This window comes from Corynebacterium bouchesdurhonense (assembly GCF_900078305.2).
GTDB lineage: Bacteria > Actinomycetota > Actinomycetes > Mycobacteriales > Mycobacteriaceae > Corynebacterium > Corynebacterium bouchesdurhonense.
Window position 1 is genome coordinate 1,256,553 of the sequence record NZ_LT546028.1, and the last position, 24,414, is coordinate 1,280,966.

The following is a 24,414-nucleotide window of genomic DNA, read 5'->3' on the forward strand; positions in this document are numbered from 1 at the left end:
AAGTCCGCGCTATCGACGCAGGCCGGGGGTCAATTCGCCCTCCGCCACCACAAGCCCGTCCTCCACGTACGACGCCACCACCCTGCCGCGCTCCGGCACCTCCACGCGCCACGAACCGTCGCCGATCGCGCCGGCGCACGCACCCGTGAGCGGGACTGACCGCAGCGAAGTATCGAAGTAGGCCGTGCAGCCGGTCTCGGTGAGCGTCACCGTGGCGGTGCCGCCACCGAACACCGCCGTCACGGGCCACGGCTGCGGTTCGGCGGCCCCGCCGGTTGGGGTCAGGGAGCCGGAGTACGGTCCGGTGGGGGAGGCGTCGCCAAGCAAAAGCTCCTGGCGGGGGTGCGCATACCGATACCCGGCCGCGGCCGCGACGCCGATGAGCGCGATCGCGAGCGCAATCACCCCGGCAATCACCCACGGCCGGTTGGAGCCGCCGGCGGCGCGCAGCTCAGAAAAGGAATCGGGCATAGCTAAACCCCCAGCTCGACGACGTTGCTGGGGGTAGAGCTTAGCGGGGCACTACGCGCGGTCGGTGTTCGCCATCGACAGTACGTCGAGGCGCTTGTCCAGCTCCTCCTCGGTGAGCTTCTCGCCGTCCACGAAACCGAGGTCGATCGTGGCCTGGCGGATGGTGATGCCCTCCTTCACGGCGTGCTTGGCAATCTTTGCCGCGTTCTCGTAGCCGATCGCCGAGTTCAGCGGGGTCACGATCGACGGGGAGGACTCGGCCAAGGTGCGCATGCGCTCAACGTTCGGCTCGATGCCGTCCACCAAACGGGTAGCGAACTGGCGGGCGGTGTTGGCCAAAAGCCGCGCCGACTCGAGCACGTTGCGGGCCATGACCGGGATGAACACGTTCAGCTCAAACTGGCCCTGGGTGCCCGCGAACGCCACCGCAGCGTCGTTGCCGATCACCTGCGCGGAGACCTGGGTGGCGGTCTCGCACAGCACCGGGTTGACCTTGCCCGGCATGATCGAGGAGCCCGGCTGAAGGTCCGGCAGGTGGATCTCGCCGATACCAGCGAGCGGGCCGGAGCCCATCAGGCGGATGTCATTCGCGATCTTGTACAGGGAAACCGCCACGGAGCGCATCGCGCCGGAGAACTCGACCAAGCCGTCGCGGTTTGCCTGCGCCTCGAAGTGGTTCTTCGCCTCGGACAGCTGCTCGACGCCCGTGAGCTTACGCAGCTCCTCGGTCACCTTGCCGCCGAACTCTGCCGGGGTGTTGATGCCGGTTCCCACGGCGGTGCCGCCGATGGCCAGCTCACCCAGGTGGGTCAGGGTGTTCTCCACGCGCTCGATGCCCAGCTCGATCTGGCGGGCGTAGCCGGAGAACTCCTGGCCGAGGGTGACCGGGGTGGCGTCCATGAGGTGGGTGCGGCCGGACTTGACCACGTCGTGCCACTCGGCAGCCTTGTTGGAGAGGGACTGGTGCAGCACCTTCAGCGCCGGGATGAGGTCCTCAACGGCGGCCTCGGTGGCGGCGACGTGCGTGGCAGTGGGGAAGGTGTCGTTGGAGGACTGGCCCATGTTCACGTCGTCGTTCGGGTGCACCTCAACGCCGTTGGCCTTTGCGATCGACGCGATGACCTCATTGGTGTTCATGTTGGAAGAGGTGCCGGAACCAGTTTGGAACACGTCGATGGGGAACTGGTCGTTGTGCTTGCCGTCAGCGATCTCCTTCGCCGCGGAGATGATGGCGTCGGCCTTGGCGGCATCGAGGTTGCCCAGGTCCTTGTTCACCTGCGCGCAGGCTGCCTTGAGCAGACCGAGCGCGCGGATCTGCTGCGCTTCCAGCCCGCGACCGGAGATGGGGAAGTTCTCCACGGCGCGCTGGGTCTGCGCGCGCCACAGGGCGTCGACGGGCACCTTGACCTCGCCCATGGTGTCGTGCTCGATGCGGTATTCCTGATCAGCCATTACGATCCTTTGCCGTTGCAGTTAACGCTTACACCTTGGGATTATGCCCGATGGGTCACGTTCGAGGAGCAGATATGCCGGAACTCACCCCGCCGCGTGGGAGGGACGCGCTGGTGGCGGTGGGGGCCATGGCGGCGACCTACCTTCTCCTGATCGGGCAGGGGCTGATCTTGATCCGGTTGCGTCCTCCGCGGGAGGCGGCCGTGGTTGCCCTGCCCGCGGCGATCGCGCTGTCACTTGCCGCACCCGCGTGGTTCCTGGTCCGCCACATGCGGCGCCGCGGGCTCGAGCTCGGCTTCACGCCGCTGGGCAAGGGAGGCTGGCACCTGCTGTGGCGCATCCCCGCGCTCATCATCGCCGCCGGGTTGGCCACCGCCACCGTCGCGCCGCTGTTCGGCCTCGAGCCGTCGCCGGACACCGCGGCGGAATCTATTGCGGGCGAGGCGACGAGCTCCTTGCCGATCCTGCTGACACTCGCGGGGTATTTGCTGCTCGGCCCGTTCATCGAGGAGCTCGTCTTCCGCCGGGTGCTGCTCGGCTACTTCGACACCCGCATGCCGGGGTGGACGAGCGTCCTGCTTACCTCGCTCCTCTTCGGGGCCGTGCACGTGGTGCCGCAGGCCGTCATCTACACCTTCTTCCTAGGCATCGGCCTAGCGTGGCTCGCCCGCCTGCACCGCGGCATCACGGGCAGCTTCATCGCCCACCTGGTGAACAATGTGGTGGCGAGCCTCGGCGTGTTCGCGGCCCTGTTCGCGCTCTAGTTGGTCGGGTCGGTGTAGTCGATCACCGAGTACTCCTGCAGCTTGGCCAGTTTGTGCATGGATTCCACGTAACGCACCGTGCCGGACTTCGAGCGCATGACCAGGGAGCGGGTGGTGGCGCCGGCCTTGCGGTACGACACGCCGCGCAGTAGATCCCCGTTGGTCACGCCGGTGGCGGCGAAGTAACAGTTGTCGGAGGAGACCAGGTCATTGATACCCAGCACGCGGTCCAGGTCGTGGCCCGCGGCGAGCACGGCCTCGCGCTCCGCGTCGCTCTGCGGAGCGAGCATGCCCTGGATCTCGCCGCCGAGGCACTTCAGCGCGCACGCGGTCACCACGCCTTCCGGGGTGCCGCCGATGCCCATCGCCAAGTCGATGGAACTGGTGTCCTGTGCGGCGGCGATGGCGCCAGCCACATCGCCGTCCATGATGAACCGGACTTTGGCGCCGGCTTTCCGGATATCGTCGACAAGCTGCTCGTGCCGCGGACGGTCGAGCACCACCACGGTCACCTCGGACGGCAGGATGCCCTTGGCCCTCGCCACCGCGTCGATGTTGGCCGCGACGGGCGCGGTGATGTCGATGACGCCCGCGGCTTCCGGGCCGACCGCGATCTTGTTCATGTAGAAGGCGTCGCGCGGGTTGAACATGGAGCCGCGGTCCGCCGCCGCGATGACGGAGATCGCGTTCGGGCGTCCCTCGGCCATGAGGCGGGTGCCGTCCACCGGATCGACCGCGAGGTCGACGGCGGCACCGTTGCCGTTGCCCACCTGCTCGCCGTTGTAGAGCATCGGGGCCTCGTCCTTCTCACCCTCGCCGATGACAATCACGCCGTCCATGTCGACGGAGTTGATCATCTTGCGCATCGCATCCACCGCGGCGCCGTCACCCTCGTTCTTCTTGCCACGGCCCACCCAGCGACCGGACGCGAGCGCCGCCGCCTCCGTCACGCGGACCAGTTCCATCGCGAGGTTGCGGTCGGGGAAGTATTCGTTGGTCGATTCAGTCATCGAGCGGGGCCTCCTCAAGGCGAGTAGCGGGCGTAGCGGGCACCGGCAGGCACCACACCACTATTCTGGCACCTCCGCCGTGGGCGGATGCCTGTTTCTACACCTGAAAAGGGGAGCGGCCGCGCGGCGGGCACGCCTGTGTTGATTCGGGGGCCGGTCGAGGGCATGCCATACTGTTGCCCGTGGCTAAAGACAAACCCCGCGTATTCCAAGACGGTCGCGACATGTTCCTCAACGTCCTGATCGTGGTGGTGCTCATGCTCGTGGGCGTGGGCGCGACGGGGCTGTGCTCCTACAACCCCGGCGGGCCGGAGGCGGGGCCCGTGCACGAGGTGGACGCCGAGACGTTCCTCAACATGGAGGCGCGCGCCGTGGATTTCCCCGTGCGCTTCCCGCAGATGCCGGAGGGCTGGGTGACAAACTCGGCGCGTCGAACCATGATCGACGGCCAGCCCGCGCCGGTGGTTGGCTGGGTCACGCCCGACCGGGGCTACCTCCAACTCACCCAAACCGGCGCCGCCTTTGATGCCGCCGTAGCCGGCCACGACGATAAGCTGCGCCCAGAGGAGCGCACCGAGACCATCGAGGGCACCGAAGCGCGCGTGCTGCTTTCCGACGACAACGACGTGCGCGACCTCTGGGTGGTGGACGCCGGCGATGCCCGCCTGCTAGTTACCGGCGCCGGCACCGATGACGAGTTCCGCCAGCTCATCTCCACCGCGCTACACACCGCGCCGATCGCGGCGAGCGCAGCAAGCGCGGCCTAGCCGGGCGAGACTCCCGCGCCGCGGCCTCCCGCGCCGAGACTCCCGCGCTGCGGCCTACTGCGCCTCGCCCGCGTTCGTGCCCCCGGCCTGGCCGTCGGCCTGCGCGCGCTCCTGAATCACCGCCTCGACGCGCTGCGCCGCGCCGTGGAGCAGCACCTCGCAGCGCTTCGCCAGCGCCTCGCCGCGCTCCCAGTACTTCAGCGACTCGTCCAGGCTCATCTGACCCAGCTCGAGGATCCGCACTGTTTCCGCCAGCTCGTCGCGGGCTCGCTCGTAGCTCAGGGTGTCCGGGTCCGGGAAGGCGTTATCGCCGGGCTGTCCCGCGCCGAAAGTGTTGTCAGCCATCGTGTTCTCCTCGCTTCGAAAATCTGTCACTACAAAAACTACAAAGGTTCCGCAGGGTGGTCTGGCCGCCGGTTAGTCGGCCGGGGTGGTGCCCATCGCCGCGGCGGTGATGGAGCCGTCGCCGACGCGGATCCGCAGCTGCGAGCCGGGCGGTGATTGCTCGATGCTGGTCACCACTTCCGGCCCCGAGCCGTCCCGCGGTACAACCTGCACCACGGCGTAGCCGCGCGCCAGCGTCGCGGAGGGGCCGAGCGCGGCCACCTGCGCGCGAAGGGACGCCACCCGGGCCGTCTCCTGCTGCACGCCATGCGTCATCTCGCGCCGCATCCGCTGCACCTCGCGCTGCACCTCGTCCAGGCGCTGGGTGATCCCGGCGGTTGGGTTAGCCAGGGCGGGGCGGGAGCGGATAGCTCGCAGCCCCTGCACCTCGCGCCGCACCCATCCGCGCAGTGCGGAGGCGGTGCGGGCGCGTGCCTCGGACACGAACGCGAACTCCTGCGCCACGTCGGGCACCACCCGCTTCGCCGCGTCGGTGGGCGTGGCCGCGCGCAGGTCCGCCACGTTGTCCAGCACGGGGTTGTCCGGCTCGTGGCCGATGGCGGACACGACGGGAGTCCCGGCGGCCGCCACGGCCCGCTGCAGCGCCTCTTCCGAAAAGGGCAGCAAGTCCTCCACCGAGCCGCCGCCGCGGGCGATGATGATCACGTCCACCTCAGGGTTGCGGTCTAGGCGCTCCAGCGCCTCGATGACGGCGGGCACCGTCTGCGCGCCCTGCACGGGGGTGTTGATCACCTCGAACTGCACGCCCGGCCACCGCGCTTGCGCAACGCTGAGCACATCGCGCTCGGCGGCAGATCCCCGCCCGGTAATGAGGCCCACCTTGTTGGGCAGGTAGGGCAGCCGGCGTTTGCGCGCCGGGTCGGTCAGGCCCTCGGCGGCCAGCCGGCGCCGCAGCTCCTCGATGCGCGCCAAAAGCTCGCCCTCGCCAACGTGCTGGATCTCGGTGACCTCCAGCGAGAAGGATCCGCGGCCGGTGTAGTACCGCGGCTTGCCGTGCACGAGCACGCGGTCACCGTCTTTCGGCGGGCGGGCCATGGCGCGCAGCATGCTTGTGTTGGCGGTGAGCGGCACGCTGACCTCCGCCTGGGTGTCGCGCAGCGTCAGGTAGGAGATACGCCAGGTCGGTTTCGAGTTCACCTGCGTGAGTTGGCCCTCGACCCAGATCCAGCCGAGGCGGTCGATCCAGCCCTTGACGCTGTTGTTGAGCCGCGAGACGCTCCACGGGTTCTCCGGGCTACTCTTTTCCGCCACGCGTATCCTCCTCACTTCCGGGGCTTCCGCCCACAGTTTGCTCCTCAGACGGCTTCTTTCCGGCGCCGTCCCCACAGGGTAGGTGAGGCCGGCGGCTTCTACTGTTTTAGACGTGCGTTGGGTAGGGTCGGTTCCATGAATGCTCCGGGTAAAAAACTTCTACTCGCCGCGCCCCGCGGTTACTGCGCCGGGGTGGACCGCGCGGTGGAGACGGTTGAGAAGGCACTGGCCAAGTACGGTGCACCCGTGTACGTGCGCAAGGAGATCGTGCACAACAAGTACGTGGTGAAGACGCTCGAGGAGCGAGGCGCGGTTTTCGTGGACGGCACGGAGCAGGTCCCCGAGGGCGCCCACGTGGTGTTCTCCGCCCACGGCGTCTCTCCCGCGGTGCGCGAGTCCGCGGTGCGCCGCAACCTGCTCACCCTCGACGCGTCGTGCCCGCTGGTGACTAAGGTGCACAACGAGGCGAAGCGCTTCGCTCGCGACGGGTACCAGATCCTGCTCGTGGGCCATGAGGGCCACGAGGAGGTCGAGGGCACGTCCGGCGAGGCCCCCGAGGTCACCCACCTCGTGGACGGCGTCGAGGGTGTGGCCAGCCTCCCCGAGTTTGGCCCGGAGCAGAAGCTGGTGTGGCTGTCGCAGACCACCCTTTCGGTGGACGAGACGATGGAGATCGTGGCCAAGCTCAAGGAGCGTTTCCCGCACCTGCAGGACCCGCCGAGCGACGACATCTGCTACGCCACCCAGAACCGCCAGGCCGCGGTGAAGAACATCGCGCCGCAGTGCGACTTGGTTATCGTGGTCGGCTCGCAGAATTCGTCGAACTCGAAGCGCCTCGTCGAGGTCGCGCTCGAGGCGGGCGCGAAGGCCTCTTACCTGGTCGATTACGCCCACCAGATCGACGAGTCCTGGCTGGACGGCGCACAAACCATCGGCCTGACTTCGGGCGCGTCGGTGCCCGAGATCCTCGTGCAGGAGGTGGTCGCGCACCTAGCGGAGCGCGGCTACACGGACGTCGAGGAGGTCACCAACACCGTGGAAACCATCACCTTCGCTCTGCCGCGCGATCTGCGCGAGGCGCGGGGGTAGCTAGCGGCCGTAGAGATCGTCGCCAAGCCGGCTCGAGATCCGGGTCGAGCCGCCTTGCGGGGGCTTGTTGCTTGTCGACGCCCCCGTACGCTCGCGCGAAACCAACTCCTGCACCGACACCGACCGGCTGCGCTCCCGCGCGCGCACGCCCTGCGAACTGGTGCGCCGGTTGCTGGCGGCCTGACGCGAGCGCTGCGAGCTCTCCGCGCGCTCGAGCGCCTTGTTCTGGCGCTTCAGTAGCAGGATTCGCGCCCAGCCGATTGCGACGGACGCGAGCGTGACGGTCAGCAGCACGGGGAAGAGCTGCAGCAGTGGGTAGACCAGCATAAGCTGCGCGGTCTTCGAGGATGTCCCGCCTGCGGAGATCTGCCCGCGGTTGGTGGCGTAGCCGGCGGCAACTACCGCGACCACGAACAGGACGGGCGCGGAGGCGGCGGTGAGGAAGATGCCGCGTGGGTTCACGGCAGTGGTGCACAGGACCACGGCCGCGGCGAAGAGGGCGGGCAGCGGCCAGCCGATCGTTCCGGTGGACACCGAGATTAGGGCGCCGGTGAAGAGGGCGGCGAAGATGATGCCGATCGCGGAGCCCGTCGGCAGGCCCGTGAAGGTGGCCGCGGGCGCTTGCCGGTTCCGGTTCGACGTATGAGACACGCCTTAAAAGCCTAGTCGCTCGCCGGATCGCTCCGGCGGGGACTCGCGGAGACGGGCCGCAGCCCCGCCGAGCCGCTCCGGCGCAGGGGCACGTCGAGCTCCTCCAGCTTCCTGGCCGTGACCATCACGCGCGAATCCATCGACGCCAGCGTGGCGTTGAAGGCCTCGACCGCCTTCTCCAGCGAGGAGCCGACCCGGTTGTAGTGCTCGGCCATGGTGCCCAGCCGCTGGTGCAGCTCCGCGCCGAGGCGCTGGACCTCCTTGGCCCTCTCGTTCAGGGATTCCTGGCGCCACCCCAGCGCCACGGTGCGCAGGAGGGCGAACAGGGTGGTGGGGGTGGCGATGACCACGTCGCGGGCGAACGCGTAGTCCAACAGCTCCGGGTCGATCTGCAGCCCGGCGTCCAAAAACGGGTCGGCGGGTACGAACATGACCACAAATTCGGGCGTGGGCTGGAACGCCTCAATGTAGGACTTGGCGGAAAGCGTGTCCACGTGGGAGCGCAACAGGTGGGCGTGGCGGCGCATGAAGGCCTGCTGCTCCTCCGGGTCCTCGGTATTCATGGCGTCCAGGTAGGACGAGAACGGCACCTTCGCGTCCACCACAATCGTCCGCCCGTGTGCGAGGTGGATGATCATGTCGGGGCGGACCAAGGTGCCGTCGACAAGCAGGTGCTCCTGCGTGTCGAAGTCGACGTGCTCGAGCATGCCGCCCAGCTCAACCACGCGCTGGAGCTGCATCTCGCCCCACCGCCCGCGGGTTTGGGGCGAGCGCAGCGCGTTGACCAGCTGCTCCGTGCGCGTGCCCAATCGCGCCGAGGTGCGGCCGATGGCCTGCACCTGGCCGGCGAGGGCGTTGCTGGCCAGCGCTTGCTCCCGCTCTAGGGCGCCAAGCTGGGCGTGAAGCTGGTCGAGCGAGTGCGCGATGGGCCGCAGGTCCGGCGGCGCCGGGGCCGGCTCCCGCCTGCGGCCCCACACCAACGCCGCGAGCGCGCCCGCGATCACGCCCAGGAGTAGGCCGGTGAGGAAAACGAGCGATCCGGTGGCGGTAGACATGCCGCCGAGTTAAGCAGATGCGACCTACTCGGCCTCAGCGCGCCCCACCGTTTTCTCGAACGAATCTTCGATATTGTCGCCGCTGGCCCGGCGGATCTTGCGGCTGCGCTCGCGGAGCTTCTTCCAGCTCGTGGTCCCGGGACCCGGCGGGGCGGGCTCGACCACCTCGTCTACAACCGGGGCCGTGGACCAGTCGCGCTCCTTGCGCAGCTGCCGGCGCTCGTGGACGGATTCCTCCTCCTCGATCTGGGCGATGGCGAGGCCCTCGGGGGTGAGGAACTCGAGCTCGTCCGCGGCCACCTCGCCCGCGTGTAGGCGCAGCATGTCCAGCACGTAGCGGTAGGCCACCGCGATCATGGCCGCCACCGGCACCGCCAGAAACGCCCCGACCAGGCCGAACATGCCGCCACCCACGGTGACGGAGATAAGCACGATCACGGGGTGCAGGTCCATCGCGCGCGACTGCAGCATGGGGGAGAGGACGTTGCCCTCGAGCTGCTGCACCACGATCACGATCGCCAGCACGATCAGCGCCTCGGTGAAGCCGAGCGACACCAGCGCCACCAGCACGGCGAGCGCGCCCGCGACCACCGCGCCGACGATGGGGATGAAGCCGCAGATAAACGTGATCACGGACAGGGTGAACGCCATCGGCACGCCCACCAGCCAGATGCCCACGCCGATGAAGGTGGCGTCCACCATGGAGACGATGGCCTGCGCCCGGATGAAGCCGCTGAGCGTGTTCCAGGCGCGCGTGAGCAGCTCGGTCGCGTGCAGGCCGCTGCGGCCGCCGGTGGCCGAGCGCAGCCACGGCAGGAAGCGGTGGCCGTCTTTGAGGAAGAAGAACGTCAGCACGGTGATCACCATCGCCGTCACGGACAGGCCGGCCGCCGTGCCGATGCCGGAGAACACGCTGCCCGCGATCGCGCCCGCCTGGTTCTGCGCCCACTGGGCGATCTCGTTGATCGCCTCGCTGAGGTCCTCCGGGTTCATGTTCAGCGGCGGGTTCTGCAGCCACAGCTGCAGCCGTTGGATGCCCTCGAGCGCCTGCAGGTAGAGGATGCGCGAATGCGACACCATGTCCGGCGCGATCAGCATCAGCACCGCCGCCAGCAGCGCGACGAACCCCAGCAGCGTGATGATGGCGGCCAGCCCCGACGGCACCTTGTGGCGGCGCATCCACGTCGCGATCGGCGCGAGCACCGTGCAGATGATCAGCGCAAGAATCGCGGGGAGGATGCCGGCCCACAGCGCGCCGATCAACTTCGCCACGGCGAACACAAACACTGCGATGACCAGCATCCGCAGCGCGAACTTGGCGGCGGATTTGGCCCACTCGTTCAGGACGACGCCGCGGTCTACGCGGTCGTCGTTGGGCCTTGGCACTTGGGTCCCCGTGTTGTTGTCGCTCACCCGTACCATTGTGCACGATGGGCAGTTGCTTTTCGACGCCCCTTTGTACCTCCGCAGCCCCGTGTCGCGGGCGTCTACTAGGATGTCGCCACGTGAGCCTTACCCTTGGAATCGTCGGACTGCCCAACGTGGGAAAGTCAACCCTGTTCAACGCGCTGACCCGCAACGATGTGCTGGCCGCCAACTACCCGTTCGCCACTATCGAGCCGAACGTGGGCCTGGTCGAGCTGCCGGACCCCCGGCTGGACCGGCTGTCCGAGATCTTCTCCTCGGAGCGGGTGCTGCCCGCCACGGTGTCCTTCGTGGACATCGCCGGCATTGTCAAGGGCGCATCCGAGGGCGAGGGCATGGGCAACGCGTTCTTGGCCAACATCCGCGAGGCCGACGCGATCTGCCAGGTGGTGCGCGCGTTCGCCGACGACAACGTGATCCACGTCGACGGCAAGGTGGACCCTGCCTCCGACATCTCCGTGATCAACACCGAGCTGATCCTGGCGGACCTGCAGACCATTGAGAAGGCCCTGCCGCGCCTGGAGAAGGACGGGCGCAAGGACAAGGACATCGCCGCCCAAGCGGAGGAGGCCAAGAAGGCACAGGCGGTGCTCGAGGATGACCGCACGCTATTCGCCGCGTCCAAGGCCGGCGAGATCGACCTGGCGCTCCTGCACCACCTGCACCTGATGACGGCCAAGCCGTTCCTCTACGTCTTCAACTCCGACGAGTCCGTCCTCACCGACGAAGCCCGCAAGCAGGAGCTGCACGACTTGGTGGCCCCGGCCGAGGCAGTGTTCCTCGACGCCCAGACCGAAACCGAGCTGCTCGAGCTGGACGCCGAGGACGCCGCGGAGCTGCTCGCCGCCGTGGGCCAGGACGAGCCCGGCTTGCAGACGCTGGCCAAGGCCGGCTTTGACACCCTCGGCCTGCAGACCTACCTCACCGCGGGTCCGAAGGAGGCCCGCGCCTGGACGATCCGCAAGGGCGACACCGCCCCGAAGGCCGCCGGCGTGATCCACTCCGACTTCGAGAAGGGCTTTATCAAGGCGGAGATCGTCGCCTTCGAGGACCTCGACGAGTTCGGCTCCATGGCCGAGGCCCGCTCCCACGGCAAGGTGCGCCAGGAGGGCAAGGACTACGTGATGGTCGACGGCGACGTTGTCGAGTTCAAGTTCAACGTGTAGTGCTTAACCTCTGCGATGAACTCTTTGATCCCGGGACGTGATGAGGACTGGGGCTATTGTGCTCCCCCGAACGCTACGGCCCGGGGACACGAGGCTGTGTCGCAGGTGCAAGCGAGAGGACCAGGAGCGAAACACAGACCGCTGAGTCGACGCAGTCACGGTAAAGACGGAGCCGTCTAGGCGGTGCTCGAGGTTGCGCGAGATACGGTGACGCTGGGCGTCGGTAAGCGATGCGCATTCGGCGACATCGATGGAAAGCTGGACTTTGCCGTCCGTCGTGTTGACGCCCTGGCCGCCCGGAGTCGACGATTTCGCGAAACGCTCCGCGAGATCGGCGGCGATGACCGCACCGTCGGGGATCCCCGGGCCGGGCGCTATGGTCATGTCGTTCATGCCGCCCAGCCTAGGTGCCCACAACCCTTTCTCGTCTCGGCGGAAGCGGAGACCGCGTCGCGACGGCCGGGATCCAGCCTCAGTATTATCCTCGTCACCGGTTGATTCGAACGCTTTTTGCTCCTCCTTCTCCCGTCGGGCTTCGATTTTAGCGGCCTCCGCAGGTGGCAGTGATCGCTGGATCCGCTCGAACTACCGGTTCCGATCAGCGGTCGAAGGATTTTCGCAGCAGCCGGGCCTGCGGCGCGGGTGCCGCCGCCGTAGCCTGACGAGCACCCCCGCCATGACGGCCATCACGACGGCGGTCCCGGCACCGATGATCCAGGGATTACCGAGGAGCCCACCGACGCCTGCGAGTGCTCCGCCCGCCGCGATGAACGGCAGGCCGCAGCAGAGCAGCGACGGAAGCGCGCAGCATGCCAGCAAGAGCAGCCCGGTCACTGCAGCGACGACGGGACCGGCGCGCCATTCGTCGCGGTCCTGATCGGCGCTCATCGTCTGCTTCAGGATGAGATCTCCCCGATTGCCTGCGTTGCCGTTCATGCGCAGCACGACAGCAGCGACGGGTCGGTGGTGAAGGCCTTCGCGGCGATCCGGATGCCCTCGGCCATGGTCAGGTAGGGGGCCCAGGCGTTGGCGACCTCGGCGACGGTCCTGCCGAGCACGTGGACGCCTGCGGCGGCGAGCTCCCCGGCGTCCTTGGCGACGGCGGTCAGGCCGAGGATCTCTTTCGTCTCGGCGTTCACGACGATCTTGATGAACCCGCGGGTGTCGCGGTTCACCAAGGCGCGGGGCACGTGGTGCAGGGGCAGGACGCGGCAGTCGCAGCGGATCCCCGCGGCGAGGACGTCCTTCTCGGTCATCCCGACCGCGCCGATCGCGGGCCCGGTGAACGTCACCCGCGGCAGGCGGGCGTAGTCGACGGACCGGTCGGCGTCGGCGAACGCGTTCTCGGCGACGAGGGTGCCGTGGTGGGCGGCGACGTAGACGAACTCGGGGTGCCCGGTCACGTCGCCCGCGGCCCAGACCCGCGGGTTCGAGGACTGCAGCCGGTCGGAGACGACCACCTCGCCGGAGTCTCCGGTATTCACCCCGACCGCATCGAGGTTCAGGCCATCGGTGACGGGACGGCGTCCGAGGGCGACCAGGACCTGGTCGGCGCGGAACTCCTGCGAGCCGCCGGACAAGGCGGCGGTCACGACGGCCTCGCCTCCCGTGCCGCGGGAGACCCGGGTGGGCACTGCGCGGCTGACGACGCGGATGCCCTCGTCGGCGAACACCTCCTGGAGCGCCTTCGACACCTCCAGCTCCTCCTTCGAGGCGAGCCGGGACCGCACGAGCAGCGTGACCTGCGAGCCGAGGCGGGCGAACAGCTGCGCCTGCTCCAGGGCGACGTAGCCGCCGCCGAGCACCAGCAGCGACTCGGGGACCTCCGTCAGCTCCATCGCCGTGGTCGAGGTCAGGTATCCGGTCTCCTCCAGGCCGTCGATCGGCGGTGCCCACGGGCGAGAACCAGTCGCGACCAGGTAGTGGTGGGCCTCGATGGTCTCGACGCTTCCGTCGGATCCGGCAACATCGAGAACCGGCGCATCAGGGGTGCCCACGAACGAGGCGTCGCCGCGGAGGACCTGCCAGCCGTAGGAGTCGGCGACGTCGGCGTACTTCTCGCCGCGCAGCGACTCCACCAACGCTTGCTTCCCAGCGATCAGCGCGGGCATGTCGACGGGATCCGCCGTCGTCGCGATCCCGGGGAACCGGGTTGCGGCGTCGACCGCGACGTGCCGCGCGCCGGCCGCGGCAATGAGCGCCTTCGACGGGACGCAGCCCGTGTTCACGCAGGTGCCGCCGAGCGTCCCGCGCTCGATCATCACCACCGACTTCCCGAGCGTGCTGGCGCGGATCGCAGCGGCGAACGCGCCGCCTCCCGATCCGATGATGGCGAGATCGTATTTCGTAGGCATCGCTACTCCTGTCAACTCTTGGCTTTCTGCTCTGTCTCAGCCATACTGGACCTTCCAGTGCAGGGGAAGGTCAAGCGCGGCCACGGAGGGAGACAGCAATGTGGATCGGAGAACTCGCCGAGAGGGCGGGCACTACCGCGAAGACCCTTCGCTTCTACGAGGAACAGGGCCTTCTGCCCCCGACCGAGCGCACGCCGTCCGGATACCGCGACTACGCGCCCGAGACGGTCGCTCGGATCGACTTCATCCACCGCGGCCAGGCCGCGGGCCTCACCCTCGCCCAGATCCGCCAGATCCTCGACATCCGCGACGGCGGCCATGCGCCCTGCGAGCACGTGCGCGACCTGCTTGACGTGCGCCTCGCTGAGATCGAGCAGCAGATCGCGCAGCTCTCCGTGCTGCGCGACACTATCGCGGACCTTAGCCAGGACGCCGCGCACCCGGATCCTGAAACGTGCAGCACCGATCAAGTGTGTAGGTACTTGTAGACGGCGGGAGTCAATGACTCAAACGCTACAACCCCGATATGCGCTAGCGCATGTCGATGCCGCCGGTGCCCACCTCGATGATTTTGGTGGTGGCCGCGATAGCACATAGCAGCGGCATCGGGGCGGAGGCCTGCAGCGCGAAGTGGTGGACTCGGAAGGACGCGTTGTTCACGCCGATTTCGTCCGCAGCCTGGGTGATCTCCAGACGAGTCTTGGCGATCTTTTCCGCAGATGGCCCGCACTAGCTGCCGAAGGCGTAATGCCCGAAGCTTAAGAAGCCGAACGCTTTCATTGGATAACACTTCTTTTGATGGTGTTAACGAGAGGGAGTAACTTTGCAACGACATACCTCGCAGGCGCCATCTTGTCCGAAGTCGTCGCGACCATGTCGCTACGAGCCTCCGACGGTGGCCGGGTGAAGAAATGGTTCATCGGCGTCATCGCGGGGTATCTCGTGGCGTTCGTCGCCTTAAGTCTCGCCTTGGCCGACGGCATGGCCCTTGGCGTCGCCTACGGCATCTGGGCAGCATCCGGCGTAGCTCTCACCGCGATCCTCGCCCGGGTCATCTTCCACGAACCCCTCACCCGAACCATGGCCCTCGGCATCCTCCTCATCGCCGTCGGAGTTCTCACCGTTGAACTCGGCGCCAACTTGGCGAACTGACGCATTTTCGCAGGTAAACCAGGCAGATTGGTGTGCCCCAGGTGCACCACGAGGCGCACAGACAAAGGCTCCCCAATGAGCGCCTGTGGGCCTAGCGTTGTGGATGTGATCACCTGTGTCGTCCACTACACCATCGACCCCGACCAGATCGCGGCCTTTGAACAGTTCGCCCGCGCTTGGATGCGGCATGTCGACGAACACGGCGGCACCCACCACGGGTACTACCTACCCGCGGAAGGTGTGAGTGACCGTGCGGAATCCCTGTTCAGCTTCCCCAGCCTGGCTGCCTACGAGCAGTACCGCACCTTGTTCGGCACCCACCCGGACTTCATCGCCGCTGACCGGATTCGAGACGAGTCCGGGTGCGTCCTGCGGTACGAGCGCACCTTCATGCGGCCGCTCCTACCCCAGGGACACTGAAAGGGACTCCGGCAGCACGCTCGGCACAACCCACAACGCCGCAGGTCAGCGCGTACAGATGGGTGTACCCCAAAAGCCTCATGTCTCGATTATGCCTCACAAACCCCTACCGAGCACCACCCTGCGACAACTTAGGGCGAGACGCTTTAGTGAGACGGGGAGGAGGCCAATTGCCCCTTGAAACGGTCTCACATTCCAGTTCCTGCCGGGTGTCTCATAAAACTTTAGGTTTTCAGGACGCTCCGCGACCGCTAGTGGGCCATATAAGTGAGTCGGGTGTGGTCATCGACAGCGGCATGGACGTGGTCGAACCCGATCGGGTCTTCCGGTCGCGGATCGGTCGTGGACTCGCCAACCGCCGCTGTCGGGGATGCGGCTGAGTTTCTTCACATCGATATGGATGAGCTTGCCTGGCCACCAGCAACGCTCTCGCATGCGTGGTCAAGCGGGCGTTACCGTTGGGCATAGAGGCCTCCTGGCAGTGAAGAACTAGACAGCTCCACTAAGCCAGGAGGCCTAGCTATTTCACAAGACCGAAAGTGCCACCAACGTCACGGTCGAGTACAACTAGTGGGTGTCACTGTGGCTTTCCGAAGTCCACCACACTGACGTTCCCGTCATTGCGGGGGGCGGTACAGAGGGCTCCTGACGGATTGCCCGAAGTCCTCTGCACGAATTGACTTCCGGCCTGATGCCGCTGTACCAACCTGTCCTGATAGGCGGGCGCCTCGTTTGCCAGAAGATGGGCAAGGTTCCCTCTCCCCCTTGCTTTTTGGGAGTCCTCGGCCAGCTACGGGATCGTGCCTGGCCGGTCCTCGGTCGAGTTGTTGTCCGGAGTTGGTGTGCAGCAGTCGGGTTCCCCGCTTTGCCCGGGGCCCTCGCCTGTGGGCGGCGTTCCCTGTCTGATGCGCAGTCTCCTGCGCCGGTTGAGGGCGGCCAATGCCGATGCGAGCACCACGGCTGCGGCGAGGGCTGCGATCAGGGCGCTGTTGTCGCTGATCCAGGCGCTGGCGGCGGCTGACCATACGGCGAGGCTGTTGGCCTGTGCGGTTCCGCCGGTGGCGGCGGGATACCAATACCAGCTGAGGTAGGCGCCGGTTATGGTGAGGATGAAGGCGGCGATGCGGTTGCTGTGCTTGGCCAGGCCGGTGATTCTTCGCCCGAGGGCGGCCCCGGCGATGGACGTGCCTGCCGAAACGAGCATCAGGACAGTGGCCGAGCCTGCGGCGTAGGCGGCGAAGACCGCGAGCAGCCCGGCGTAGCTGGCGACGGCCTGGGCTTGGGCGATCACGGCCAGGAACACCCCGAGGGTGCAGCCGAGGGATGCTGCGGCGTATCCGACCCCGAAGGCCACCATGCGCCCGGTTTTGTGCCCTGCCCCTGCGGCTTCTTGTGTGCGGGGTTTCGTGGCCCAGGCCGGCAGACGGAGCCGTGGTGTGAGTCCGGTGAGCATGGCCAGGCCCAGCAGGAGAAGGATCACCCCGGTGGCCATTCCCAGCCAGGGCGCTGCGCTGATCAGGGTCCTGGCGCCCGCGCTGACGATCAGCCCGAAGGCTGCGAGGGTCCCGGCGAAGCCGAGGCTGAGCGCGAGCCCGGCCCGGAGCCCGTGGGCCAGACGCAGCGCGAGCGGGCGCGTCCGGGCGTCCCCGATGGTCTGGGCTATCCAGGCGGGCAGGAGGGCGAAACCGCAGGGATTGACCGGGGCAATCATTCCAGCGGCGAAGGCCAGGGCAAGCAGGGCTGTCATTGGGCACCGGCCTTGGTGAGTTCTTCTTGGATCTTTTCCGCAGACGGGTCGGTGGCCCGGAAGGTAACGTCACCCTTCGCGTCGACCACCACCAGGGTGCTTATGGAGGTGACCTTGTACCGGGTGGTCAGTGTGGCCCCGGTGTCGATGACGGCAGGGAGCTCAGGGGCCTTGATGTAATCGCGGAATCCGTTGATGGTCTCCTTCGGTTCTCGGGGGTCCACGTCCACCAGGAGGTAGTCGGCCGAGCTTCCCAGGGCCGTGGAGGCCTTGTTCAGGGAATCGGCCCCTTCCACACACTCACCGCATCCGACAGAGAAGAAGAACAGTGCTGCGGGCTTACCGTCCGGGATGGTCCGGGTAGTGCCGTCAATGTCGGAGACCGTAACAGCAACGGCACCGGCCGCGTCGGGCGACGAACCGCCTGGCGCGGCCGACGGGCCGCTCGGTGAGCTGGCGCAGGCGGTTGTCAGTGCCATGACCGCTGCCAGAAACAGGGCGGAGGCGAGGTGCCTGGGCCGGGGAACGGACAGAGAACGGCGGGATCTCGGGTATGTCATGGTGTCTGGTGGTTCCTTCCAGGAATGGGGACTCAGGCGGTGCGGTGGTGCTCGGGGGATGCGGGAGGGCAGCAGTCGTCGGTCCTGCGGCGTTTTCGCTGCCTGGTGACGGCGATGATCCCGGCCAGGAGCACCGTGGCGGCCGCGAGTAACACGAGGGGATTTGAGAAGAATCCGGCGATCGCGCCGAGGGCTCCGGCGGCGATGAGGATGGGTCCTGCGCAGCACAGGATCATGGCCGCTGCTATGCCGATTCCTGCGGCCAGTGTGTGGTATCGCCCGGGGCGACCGGTCTGCCGGACGGGTTGATGGCCGGTGTCTGGCTGTTCTGGGTGCTGGGTCATGTCATGTCTAAAGCTCAGCAGCAGGAGTCCTGCGCCGCGGGGGCCCGCGTGGCGGCCGCGGCGAGGAAGGCGGCGGCCATGGCGGCACCGGCCCGGTGTGCCGCCTCGATGTCCAGGACTTCGCCGTCGGGATGGGAATCCAACCACGGCTGGGCGTCCTCGCGGGAGGCGAAGTAGTGGACCTGGTTGCAGAACGATGACCGCACCGGCCCCGTGCCCGGGTGGCTGATGATGGACACGACGGCGGTGGCCGGCTGCACGGAGGTCACCGTGCCGTCCGCGCCCGTCATCACCCGGATGAGGGTCCCGCTACCCGGGGAGGTCGACTCAATGGTTGCGGCCTTCCCGATCAGGGCCGGGAAGAAGAGGGTGTCCAGGGCGCACCAGGTGTAGAGCTGTTCCCCGGCCAGGGTGAAGCGATGCGGGGTGGGCCGCATCGTCAGGGCCAGGCCGATGATGCGGCCCTCGTCGTCGTACTCGGTGTCCGGGACGGCGGCCAGTCCCTGCCGGACCGTGTCTTCGCTCCGGCCACTGGCGGTGGCCAGTTCGGCGACCGTGACGGGCTCGCCCTCGGCCAGGAGCCGCAGCAGCGGCATGAACAATTCCGGGTCTATTCCGGAGCGCGCGGGGGACAACAGATAGGTGAGGGCCTGGTCGGTGGCGGTCATGGCATTCCTTTGCTTCGGTAGTGGGGGCTGCAGCTCAGGCGCAGCAGGAGAGCTTGGAGACGTCGGTGGTGAAGGCCTTGGCGGCGATCCTGATGCCCTCGGCCATCGTCAGGTAGGGGCACCAGGCGGCGGCGACCTGCGCGGTGGTCATGCCCGCTTCGAGGATGTAGACGCCGGCGGCGGCGATTTCCCCGGCGTCCTTGGCCACCGCGGAGAGGCCCAGGATCCGTCCGGTGTCGCGGTCCGCGACAACCTTGATGAAGCCGCGGGTGTCGCGGTTGACCACGGCTCGCGGCACGTACTCCAGGGGGAGGACCCGGCACTCGCAGCTGATCCCGGCGGCGACAGCTTCCTTTTCCGTCATCCCGACCGCCCCGATGGCGGGACTGGTGAAGGTGACCCGGGGCAGGTGCCGGTAGTCGACCTCGGCCAGGGCATCGGTGAACGCATTGTCCACGGCCAGGGCGCCGTGGGCCGCTGCGACGTAAACGAACTCCCGATGGCCGGTCGCGTCCCCGGCGGCCCAAACCCGCGGGTTGGACGTGGCCAGGCGGGAATCGACCACGATCTCGCCGGATGCGCCGGTCTTCACCCCGACGGCGTCAAGGTCCAGTCCCTCGGTCACCGGGCGGCGGCCCAGTGCCACGAGGATGTGGGAAGCGCGGAACACCTCCTCGTCCCCGGCCACGTTTGCCGTCACCGAGACCCCGTCCGGGCCGGAGGCCACGGAGTCGGCCATGGCCCGCCGGACCACCCGGATCCCCTCGTCGGCGAACACCCCCGCCAACGCCTTGGATGCCTCCGGTTCCTCCTGCGAGGCCAACCGGGAACGGACCAGCATGGTCACCCGGGAGCCCAGCCGGGAGAAAAGCTGTGCCATCTCCAGGGCAACATAGCCTCCGCCCAGGATCAGCATTGATTCGGGCACCTCGTCCAGTTCCATCGCCGTCGTCGAGGTCAGGTACCCGGCCTCGGCCAGTCCGGGAACGGGGGGCACGTAGGGTGCGGAGCCAGTGGCCACGAGGTAGTGCCCGGCCTCGATCGTTCTCACTGCACCATCCGGGGAGATCACCCGGAGCAGCGGTGCGTCCTGGGTTCCGGTGAACGACGCGTCCCCCGAGATCATCGTCCACCCGTAGTCCGCGGCCAGATCGACGTACTTCTCCGTGCGCATGCTTTCAACCAGCGCGGCCTTGCCCTGAATCAGGGCCGGCATGTCCACCGGGCCCGCCGAGGCCGCCACCCCAGGGAAGCGGGCCGAATCCAACGCCACGTGGCGGGCCTCCGCGGCAGCCAGGAGCGCCTTCGACGGGACGCAGCCCGTGTTCACGCATGTCCCGCCCACGGTGCCGCGCTCCACCATCACGACGCGCTTGCCCAGCCCGGTGGCCCGGATCGCGGCCGCAAACGCTCCGCCGCCGGAACCAATAATCGCCAGATCGAACTTTTCGTTTGTCATTCCAGATGTCTCTTCCCTGTGGTTCAAAAGTTCCTATGGAACCATTGTGAACCTTCCAGTACAATGGAAAGTCAAGTGTGGTGGCCATTGGAAGGGGAATCGGCGAACATGAGGATCGGACAGCTTGCGGAAGCAACCGGAACCACGACCAAGACCCTGCGGTTCTACGAGGAGTCGGGGCTGCTCCCTCCGGCCGAGCGATTGGCCTCCGGCTATCGGGACTACGCCGAGGATGCCGTGGGTCGGGTCGGGTTCATCCACCGGGGCCAGGCCGCCGGGCTGACCCTCGCCCAGATCCGCCAGATCCTCGACATCCGCGACGGCGGCCATGCGCCCTGCGAGCACGTGCGCGACCTGCTTGACGTGCGCCTCGCTGAGATCGAGCAGCAGATCGCGCAGCTCTCCGTGCTGCGCGACACTATCGCGGACCTTAGCCAGGACGCCGCGCACCCGGATCCTGAAACGTGCAGCACCGATCAAGTGTGTAGGTACTTGTAGACGGCGGGAGTCAATGACTCAAACGCTACAACCCCGATATGCGCTAGCGCATGTCGATGCCGCCGGTGCCCACCTCGATGATTTTGGTGGTGGCCGCGATAGCACACAGCAGCGGCATCGGGGCGGAGGCCTGCAGCGCGAAGTGGTGGACTCGGAAGGACGCGTTGCTCACGCCGATTTCGTCCGCAGCCTGGGTGATCTCCAGACGAGTCTTGGCGATCTTTTCCGCAGATGGCCCGCACTGGCTGCCGAAGGCGTAATGCCCGAAGCTTAAGAAGCCGAACGCTTTCATTGGATAACACTCCTTTTGATGGTGTTAACGAGAGGGAGTAACTTTGCAACGACATACCGTCGAGTTCAAGTTCAACGTAACCTAAGGCGAGCAAGCGCTAGTCGTGTGACAACACGTGCTGCCATTTACCTTCGCATCTCGCTCGATGCTGCCATGGACGGTCTTGCCATCGAGCGTCAGCGAGAAGACTGTAAAGCCATTGCAAAGCAGCGTGGCTGGACGGTCGTACACACCTATGTGGATCAGTCGATATCGGCTTCTAAGAAAGACGTGGAACGTCCCGACTACGACGCGATGGTCGCTAGTTTTAAGCGAGGCGAGCTAGACACGATTGTTTGCTAGGACTTGGATCGTCTAACACGACAGCCGGCGCAGATCGAGTGGACCGACAGAGCGGAAGAGCACGGGTTGAAGCTTGTTACCGCGAATGGTGATGGGGACCTCCGTACTGACGGAGGCCGGATGTTCGCGCGCATCGAGGCGGCCGTAGCACGCAGTGAAGTCGAGTGTAAAGGGGCTAGGTTGATCGGTGTGCATCATCCACCCAGGTTCAGGCGCACACGTTTTAATCGCCTGAGCTAAGGATTCGGCGGTCAACGCTGTCGTCGGCGAGGTAGCCACGGTGTGGGCAACGATTGAACGGTCGAACAGGTCCATCACAGGTGACAGGTAGACTCTCCTCCATCAGCGACGGGCCGGAGAAGTCCGGCAGCGGGGCACGTTCCTCCTCTGCGTAGATAATCTCGGTTTGGCCTCCTGGTGAGTGGAACTGGAAGGTGCCCCCGACGGCGACGGCGTTTCGCCGTCGCCTGAGGAACAGGCCACCAGGGTCACGGCGGTGAGCACCGTGGCAACCGCGATGGGCGGCTCTGCGGGGGGGTGCTCGGCATGGATTAGATCTCCATATTCCGGGGCGGTGGGGAAGAAGGCGGTGTTCTGGTTGTCTCGGAAGACCACAACACCGAGGGAGGTCATCGTGCTGCGCGGTGGGTGGTCTGCAGCGACTCTGCCCACCTCGGCACTTAACCCTGCTGTGGGGGTTACTCGTAGCGAAGCGAGCTGAGCATCCCAGTTTCCATGTGATAGGCGTTATGGCAGTGAAATGCCCACTCACCGGGGTTGTCAGCGATCAGGTCGGCGATCATGGTTTCACCGTGGCGGAGAAGGACGGTGTCCTTGCGTAGCCCGCCGCTGCCGGGCAGCGCCCATGTGTGACCGTGGATGTGCATGGGATGGGGCATCATGGTCCTGTTGCGCATGACCATTCGCAGGCGCTGGCTCTCCTGCACGGTCGCGGAGGAGGATTGGCCGTCGGTGAGAATGCTCCATTCATACGGCATCATCTGCCCGCCCAGGTCGATGCTGACTTCTCGGTCTGGTGTGCCCTCGGGCAGGAGTGCACGGTCTGCGGGCTTCAGGGAGGACAGAAGCAGTCCGGTGGACGACAACTCGGGGAAGTCGACATCGGGGCGGGGGGCCTGGCCGCCGGCGGTGCGGATGACGGCGAAGGCGCGGTCGTCCTTACCCACCGCCAAAGCCGTGAGCGGGAAGATGCCGTCGCCGAGGATGACCTCGACGTCGACACGCTCGCCCATCGACAGGTAGATCGATTCGGTCTCCCAGGGCTGGACGGGGAAGCCGTCGGTGTGGGTGACGGTCATGCGGTGACCACCGAGGGCCACCTTGAAGATGGTGTCACCGCCGGAGTTGATAAACCGCAGGCGGGCCTTGTCGCCCGGGCGAGCCTCGAAGGTCCGGTGAGCACGGGGGATACGTCCGTTGATGAGGTAGTGCGGATACATCACATCGCCGGCATCCCCGCCCAGTACCCGGTCCGGGGTGCCGTGCATCATCTGGCCGTGACCTCCCATTCCCATCCTCCCGTTATGGTCGCCCGAACCCATTCCGGTGAGCTTGTTGAGCTCATCGTCAGGAGTGCCCTGAATGCCATCGACCCAGTCGTCGAGCACGATGGTCCACTCGACGTCCTGGTCCTCAGCGTCTTGCGGGTCACGGACGATCAGTGGGGCGTGGAGGCCGCGATCAAGCTGCAGGCCGGTGTGGGAATGGTAGAAGTGGGTGCCACCGTGGGGGACTTCAAAAACATAGGAGAAAGACTCGCCAGGTTCAATGGGGTCCTGGGTCATGCCGGGCACACCGTCGGCTGCGTTGTGGAGTGCGATGCCATGCCAGTGGATGGAGGTGCTCTCAGGCAGTTCATTGGTGATATCGACCTGGAGGACGTCGCCGGCGGTGGCCTCAATGGCCGCATCCCCGGTGTCAGAGACGTATCCCCACGTCTTGGCTTCGATGCCGCCGATATCCAGGGAGAGGGGCCGGGCGGTCAGTGTCCGGCGCACCGTCGGTTCACCGAGCGCAGTGGGGGTGGGAGTGGGGCGAAGGGAGGGACCTGGTGCCGGGGCAGCGGGTCCAGGGTCGCTGGTGCAGGCGGCCACGGCCCCGGTGCCGGCGAGGATGAGCCCGCCGAGCAGAAACTGTCGTCGGGAAAAAGCGTTCGTCATGATTTAACCGTCCTTGGTGCAAGATTTCAGTGACACGGGAGACAGGCGCAGGTGAGAACCCTGCTGAGCCATCACGTCAGGCGCAGGTCTGTGACACAGGTGGCACCGTCGTCGGTGGTGGAAAACTCCGTGGTGCCGGTACGCCCCTGGTAGCTGACCTCAATCAGGCCGGTGACATCATCGGGAAGCCAGAAGCCAATAAACCCGTTGTCGTAGGTGGTTGTCGCCTCGTCCACCAGCACCTCACCGGTCGCCTCATCGGTGATCGTGACCTGGATATCCTCATTGTCGAGTTCCCCCTGGCAGGTCGTGAGGCTGTGGTAGAAGCAGTCGTGGGTGGAGGTGAGATAGGGTGCGATCGAGACATACGTCTGATTGTCGGGAAGATCGACCACGACTTCCTGGTCATCGCTCGAGAGCAGCAGTTCATCGGCACGCACTGAGGCGATCAGATCCGTGGGACGCTCAGTGACCTTCTGCCGGTCGAGGTGATCAACGATCTCCACCGCGTCCATGGCGGCCAGGCCATGGGTAGTCAGGAATGTATCCTGGGACACCGTCCCATCGGCGGCGGGTTCCGGGTCGGCGGCCGAACACCCCGTGAGGGCGAGGGCAAGGGCGGTGGCTGCGATCGCTGCTCGTTTCACGTCAATCTCCTTGGATCGTAGTGGGGCCATGAGAAGACACCGCCTCAAGGTCGATGCCATACCTTTATGTAGCACGGGTGCCTGACGGGCTAGAAGTCAAAAACCCTGTCAGCGCTCGTTGAAAAGTAGCCCAAAACGCTCCTCGAAATGTAGCCCATCCGAAAAAGATTGGATGGGTGATTTCTTTGGATCAATGGGCTCAAATTCGGTTCCTGCGTGGGCAGGGACTATCAATCAGGAAGATC

25 protein-coding genes and 4 pseudogenes are annotated in these 24,414 nt (G+C 66.6%); 9 read left to right on the forward strand and 20 right to left on the reverse strand.

What is annotated here, in order from left to right:
• Positions 1-9: 9 nt before the first annotated feature.
• Positions 10-471 (reverse strand): hypothetical protein, encoded by a 462-nt coding sequence (locus BN4252_RS10815; RefSeq protein WP_066530703.1) that lies wholly within the window; start codon positions 469-471, stop codon positions 10-12.
• Between the two features lie 51 nt (positions 472-522).
• Positions 523-1,923 carry a class II fumarate hydratase gene (locus BN4252_RS10820; RefSeq protein WP_066530708.1) on the reverse strand — a complete coding sequence of 467 codons (1,401 nt, stop codon included), beginning with the start codon at positions 1,921-1,923 and terminating at the stop codon, positions 523-525.
• A 74-nt stretch (positions 1,924-1,997) separates the two neighbouring features.
• On the opposite strand from BN4252_RS10820, the gene BN4252_RS10825 reads away from it, so the two are divergent.
• Positions 1,998-2,687, forward strand: coding sequence for a CPBP family intramembrane glutamic endopeptidase (locus tag BN4252_RS10825; RefSeq protein ID WP_066530711.1), 690 nt, complete (start codon positions 1,998-2,000; stop codon positions 2,685-2,687).
• On the opposite strand, the gene glpX is transcribed toward BN4252_RS10825, so the two are convergent.
• Complete coding sequence (glpX, locus tag BN4252_RS10830; RefSeq protein ID WP_066530720.1) at positions 2,684-3,697, reverse strand: class II fructose-bisphosphatase; 1,014 nt, start codon at positions 3,695-3,697, stop codon at positions 2,684-2,686. The two genes, BN4252_RS10825 and glpX, sit on opposite strands and share 4 nt — an antisense overlap.
• Positions 3,698-3,879: 182 nt before the next feature.
• Here glpX and BN4252_RS10835 point away from each other — a divergent pair, with 182 nt between their 5' ends.
• The gene (locus BN4252_RS10835) at positions 3,880-4,464 is read left to right on the forward strand and encodes a DUF4245 domain-containing protein (RefSeq protein WP_078056916.1); all 585 of its coding nucleotides are present in this window, start codon (positions 3,880-3,882) and stop codon (positions 4,462-4,464) included.
• Positions 4,465-4,518: 54 nt separating this feature from the next.
• Here BN4252_RS10835 and BN4252_RS10840 read toward each other — a convergent pair whose 3' ends face one another.
• Together BN4252_RS10840 and xseA are read right to left on the reverse strand one after the other, a co-directional pair.
• The gene (locus tag BN4252_RS10840; RefSeq protein WP_066530729.1) at positions 4,519-4,809 is read right to left on the reverse strand and encodes an exodeoxyribonuclease VII small subunit; all 291 of its coding nucleotides are present in this window, start codon (positions 4,807-4,809) and stop codon (positions 4,519-4,521) included.
• Between the two features lie 72 nt (positions 4,810-4,881).
• Positions 4,882-6,126: an exodeoxyribonuclease VII large subunit gene (gene xseA / locus BN4252_RS10845; RefSeq protein ID WP_392389940.1), complete on the reverse strand. Its 1,245-nt coding sequence runs from the start codon at positions 6,124-6,126 to the stop codon at positions 4,882-4,884.
• 129 nt (positions 6,127-6,255) lie between these two features.
• Here xseA and BN4252_RS10850 point away from each other — a divergent pair, with 129 nt between their 5' ends.
• Positions 6,256-7,209 (forward strand): 4-hydroxy-3-methylbut-2-enyl diphosphate reductase, encoded by a 954-nt coding sequence (locus tag BN4252_RS10850; RefSeq protein WP_078056918.1) that lies wholly within the window; start codon positions 6,256-6,258, stop codon positions 7,207-7,209.
• Here the strand turns inward: BN4252_RS10850 and BN4252_RS10855 are convergent, their stop codons facing one another.
• The 3 genes from BN4252_RS10855 to BN4252_RS10865 are packed head-to-tail and all read right to left on the reverse strand — an operon-like array spanning position 7,210 to position 10,328.
• Positions 7,210-7,860 (reverse strand): DUF6542 domain-containing protein, encoded by a 651-nt coding sequence (locus BN4252_RS10855; RefSeq protein ID WP_187370952.1) that lies wholly within the window; start codon positions 7,858-7,860, stop codon positions 7,210-7,212.
• An 11-nt stretch (positions 7,861-7,871) separates the two neighbouring features.
• The gene (locus BN4252_RS10860; protein ID WP_066530749.1) at positions 7,872-8,915 is read right to left on the reverse strand and encodes a DNA recombination protein RmuC; all 1,044 of its coding nucleotides are present in this window, start codon (positions 8,913-8,915) and stop codon (positions 7,872-7,874) included.
• Positions 8,916-8,939: 24 nt separating this feature from the next.
• Positions 8,940-10,328 carry an AI-2E family transporter gene (locus BN4252_RS10865; RefSeq protein WP_230208641.1) on the reverse strand — a complete coding sequence of 463 codons (1,389 nt, stop codon included), beginning with the start codon at positions 10,326-10,328 and terminating at the stop codon, positions 8,940-8,942.
• Positions 10,329-10,420: 92 nt separating this feature from the next.
• On the opposite strand from BN4252_RS10865, the gene ychF reads away from it, so the two are divergent.
• Positions 10,421-11,506 (forward strand): redox-regulated ATPase YchF, encoded by a 1,086-nt coding sequence (gene ychF / locus BN4252_RS10870; protein WP_066530765.1) that lies wholly within the window; start codon positions 10,421-10,423, stop codon positions 11,504-11,506.
• A gap of 3 nt (positions 11,507-11,509) precedes the next feature.
• On the opposite strand, the gene BN4252_RS11610 is transcribed toward ychF, so the two are convergent.
• From BN4252_RS11610 to merA (BN4252_RS10885), 3 genes are all read right to left on the reverse strand, one after another.
• A complete protein-coding gene (locus BN4252_RS11610) occupies positions 11,510-11,899 on the reverse strand; it encodes a peptide chain release factor I (RefSeq protein ID WP_038589558.1) in 390 nt (129 codons plus the stop codon).
• A 192-nt stretch (positions 11,900-12,091) separates the two neighbouring features.
• Entirely contained in the window at positions 12,092-12,442 is a 351-nt protein-coding gene (locus tag BN4252_RS10880; protein WP_066531008.1) for a hypothetical protein, read from the reverse strand.
• Complete coding sequence (gene merA / locus BN4252_RS10885) at positions 12,439-13,860, reverse strand: mercury(II) reductase (protein ID WP_066530767.1); 1,422 nt, start codon at positions 13,858-13,860, stop codon at positions 12,439-12,441. The genes BN4252_RS10880 and merA (BN4252_RS10885) overlap by 4 nt, the downstream gene beginning before the upstream one ends.
• 98 nt (positions 13,861-13,958) lie before the next feature.
• On the opposite strand from merA (BN4252_RS10885), the gene BN4252_RS10890 reads away from it, so the two are divergent.
• A complete protein-coding gene (locus BN4252_RS10890) occupies positions 13,959-14,348 on the forward strand; it encodes a heavy metal-responsive transcriptional regulator (RefSeq protein WP_005290994.1) in 390 nt (129 codons plus the stop codon).
• A gap of 46 nt (positions 14,349-14,394) precedes the next feature.
• On the opposite strand, the pseudogene BN4252_RS11615 reads toward BN4252_RS10890, so the two are convergent.
• Positions 14,395-14,640, reverse strand: a pseudogene (locus BN4252_RS11615) (LLM class flavin-dependent oxidoreductase); the annotation flags it as partial.
• A gap of 18 nt (positions 14,641-14,658) precedes the next feature.
• Here BN4252_RS11615 and BN4252_RS10900 point away from each other — a divergent pair.
• Both BN4252_RS10900 and BN4252_RS10905 read left to right on the forward strand, forming a co-directional pair.
• Positions 14,659-15,012 carry a DMT family transporter gene (locus tag BN4252_RS10900; RefSeq protein WP_066530770.1) on the forward strand — a complete coding sequence of 118 codons (354 nt, stop codon included), beginning with the start codon at positions 14,659-14,661 and terminating at the stop codon, positions 15,010-15,012.
• A 105-nt stretch (positions 15,013-15,117) separates the two neighbouring features.
• Positions 15,118-15,432 carry an NIPSNAP family protein gene (locus BN4252_RS10905; protein ID WP_230208643.1) on the forward strand — a complete coding sequence of 105 codons (315 nt, stop codon included), beginning with the start codon at positions 15,118-15,120 and terminating at the stop codon, positions 15,430-15,432.
• 263 nt (positions 15,433-15,695) lie between these two features.
• On the opposite strand, the pseudogene BN4252_RS11670 reads toward BN4252_RS10905, so the two are convergent.
• The 5 genes and pseudogenes from BN4252_RS11670 to merA (BN4252_RS10935) all read right to left on the reverse strand — a co-directional run.
• Positions 15,696-15,846 (reverse strand): annotated as a pseudogene (locus tag BN4252_RS11670) (IS481 family transposase); the annotation flags it as partial.
• 376 nt (positions 15,847-16,222) lie between these two features.
• On the reverse strand, positions 16,223-17,179 hold the full coding sequence (locus BN4252_RS10915) for a cytochrome c biogenesis CcdA family protein (protein WP_066530776.1): 957 nt from the start codon (positions 17,177-17,179) through the stop codon (positions 16,223-16,225).
• Positions 17,176-17,658, reverse strand: coding sequence for a TlpA family protein disulfide reductase (locus tag BN4252_RS11500; protein WP_078056919.1), 483 nt, complete (start codon positions 17,656-17,658; stop codon positions 17,176-17,178). Before BN4252_RS11500 ends, BN4252_RS10915 begins: the two co-directional genes overlap by 4 nt.
• A gap of 439 nt (positions 17,659-18,097) precedes the next feature.
• Entirely contained in the window at positions 18,098-18,751 is a 654-nt protein-coding gene (merB, locus tag BN4252_RS10930) for an organomercurial lyase MerB (protein WP_066530781.1), read from the reverse strand.
• A gap of 34 nt (positions 18,752-18,785) precedes the next feature.
• Positions 18,786-20,210, reverse strand: a complete 1,425-nt coding sequence (gene merA, locus BN4252_RS10935; protein ID WP_066530783.1) for a mercury(II) reductase — start codon at positions 20,208-20,210, stop codon at positions 18,786-18,788.
• A gap of 108 nt (positions 20,211-20,318) precedes the next feature.
• Here merA (BN4252_RS10935) and BN4252_RS10940 point away from each other — a divergent pair, with 108 nt between their 5' ends.
• A complete protein-coding gene (locus BN4252_RS10940) occupies positions 20,319-20,708 on the forward strand; it encodes a heavy metal-responsive transcriptional regulator (RefSeq protein ID WP_066531010.1) in 390 nt (129 codons plus the stop codon).
• 46 nt (positions 20,709-20,754) lie between these two features.
• On the opposite strand, the pseudogene BN4252_RS10945 reads toward BN4252_RS10940, so the two are convergent.
• Positions 20,755-21,000: pseudogene (locus tag BN4252_RS10945) on the reverse strand (LLM class flavin-dependent oxidoreductase); the annotation flags it as partial.
• 105 nt (positions 21,001-21,105) lie between these two features.
• Between BN4252_RS10945 and BN4252_RS11620 the strand changes: the two are divergent.
• Positions 21,106-21,582, forward strand: a pseudogene (locus BN4252_RS11620) (recombinase family protein).
• Positions 21,583-22,040: 458 nt separating this feature from the next.
• On the opposite strand, the gene BN4252_RS10965 reads toward BN4252_RS11620, so the two are convergent.
• Together BN4252_RS10965 and BN4252_RS10970 are read right to left on the reverse strand one after the other, a co-directional pair.
• Entirely contained in the window at positions 22,041-23,522 is a 1,482-nt protein-coding gene (locus BN4252_RS10965) for a multicopper oxidase family protein (protein ID WP_066530790.1), read from the reverse strand.
• A gap of 71 nt (positions 23,523-23,593) precedes the next feature.
• On the reverse strand, positions 23,594-24,169 hold the full coding sequence (locus tag BN4252_RS10970) for a CueP family metal-binding protein (RefSeq protein WP_066530794.1): 576 nt from the start codon (positions 24,167-24,169) through the stop codon (positions 23,594-23,596).
• Positions 24,170-24,414 lie beyond the last annotated feature (245 nt).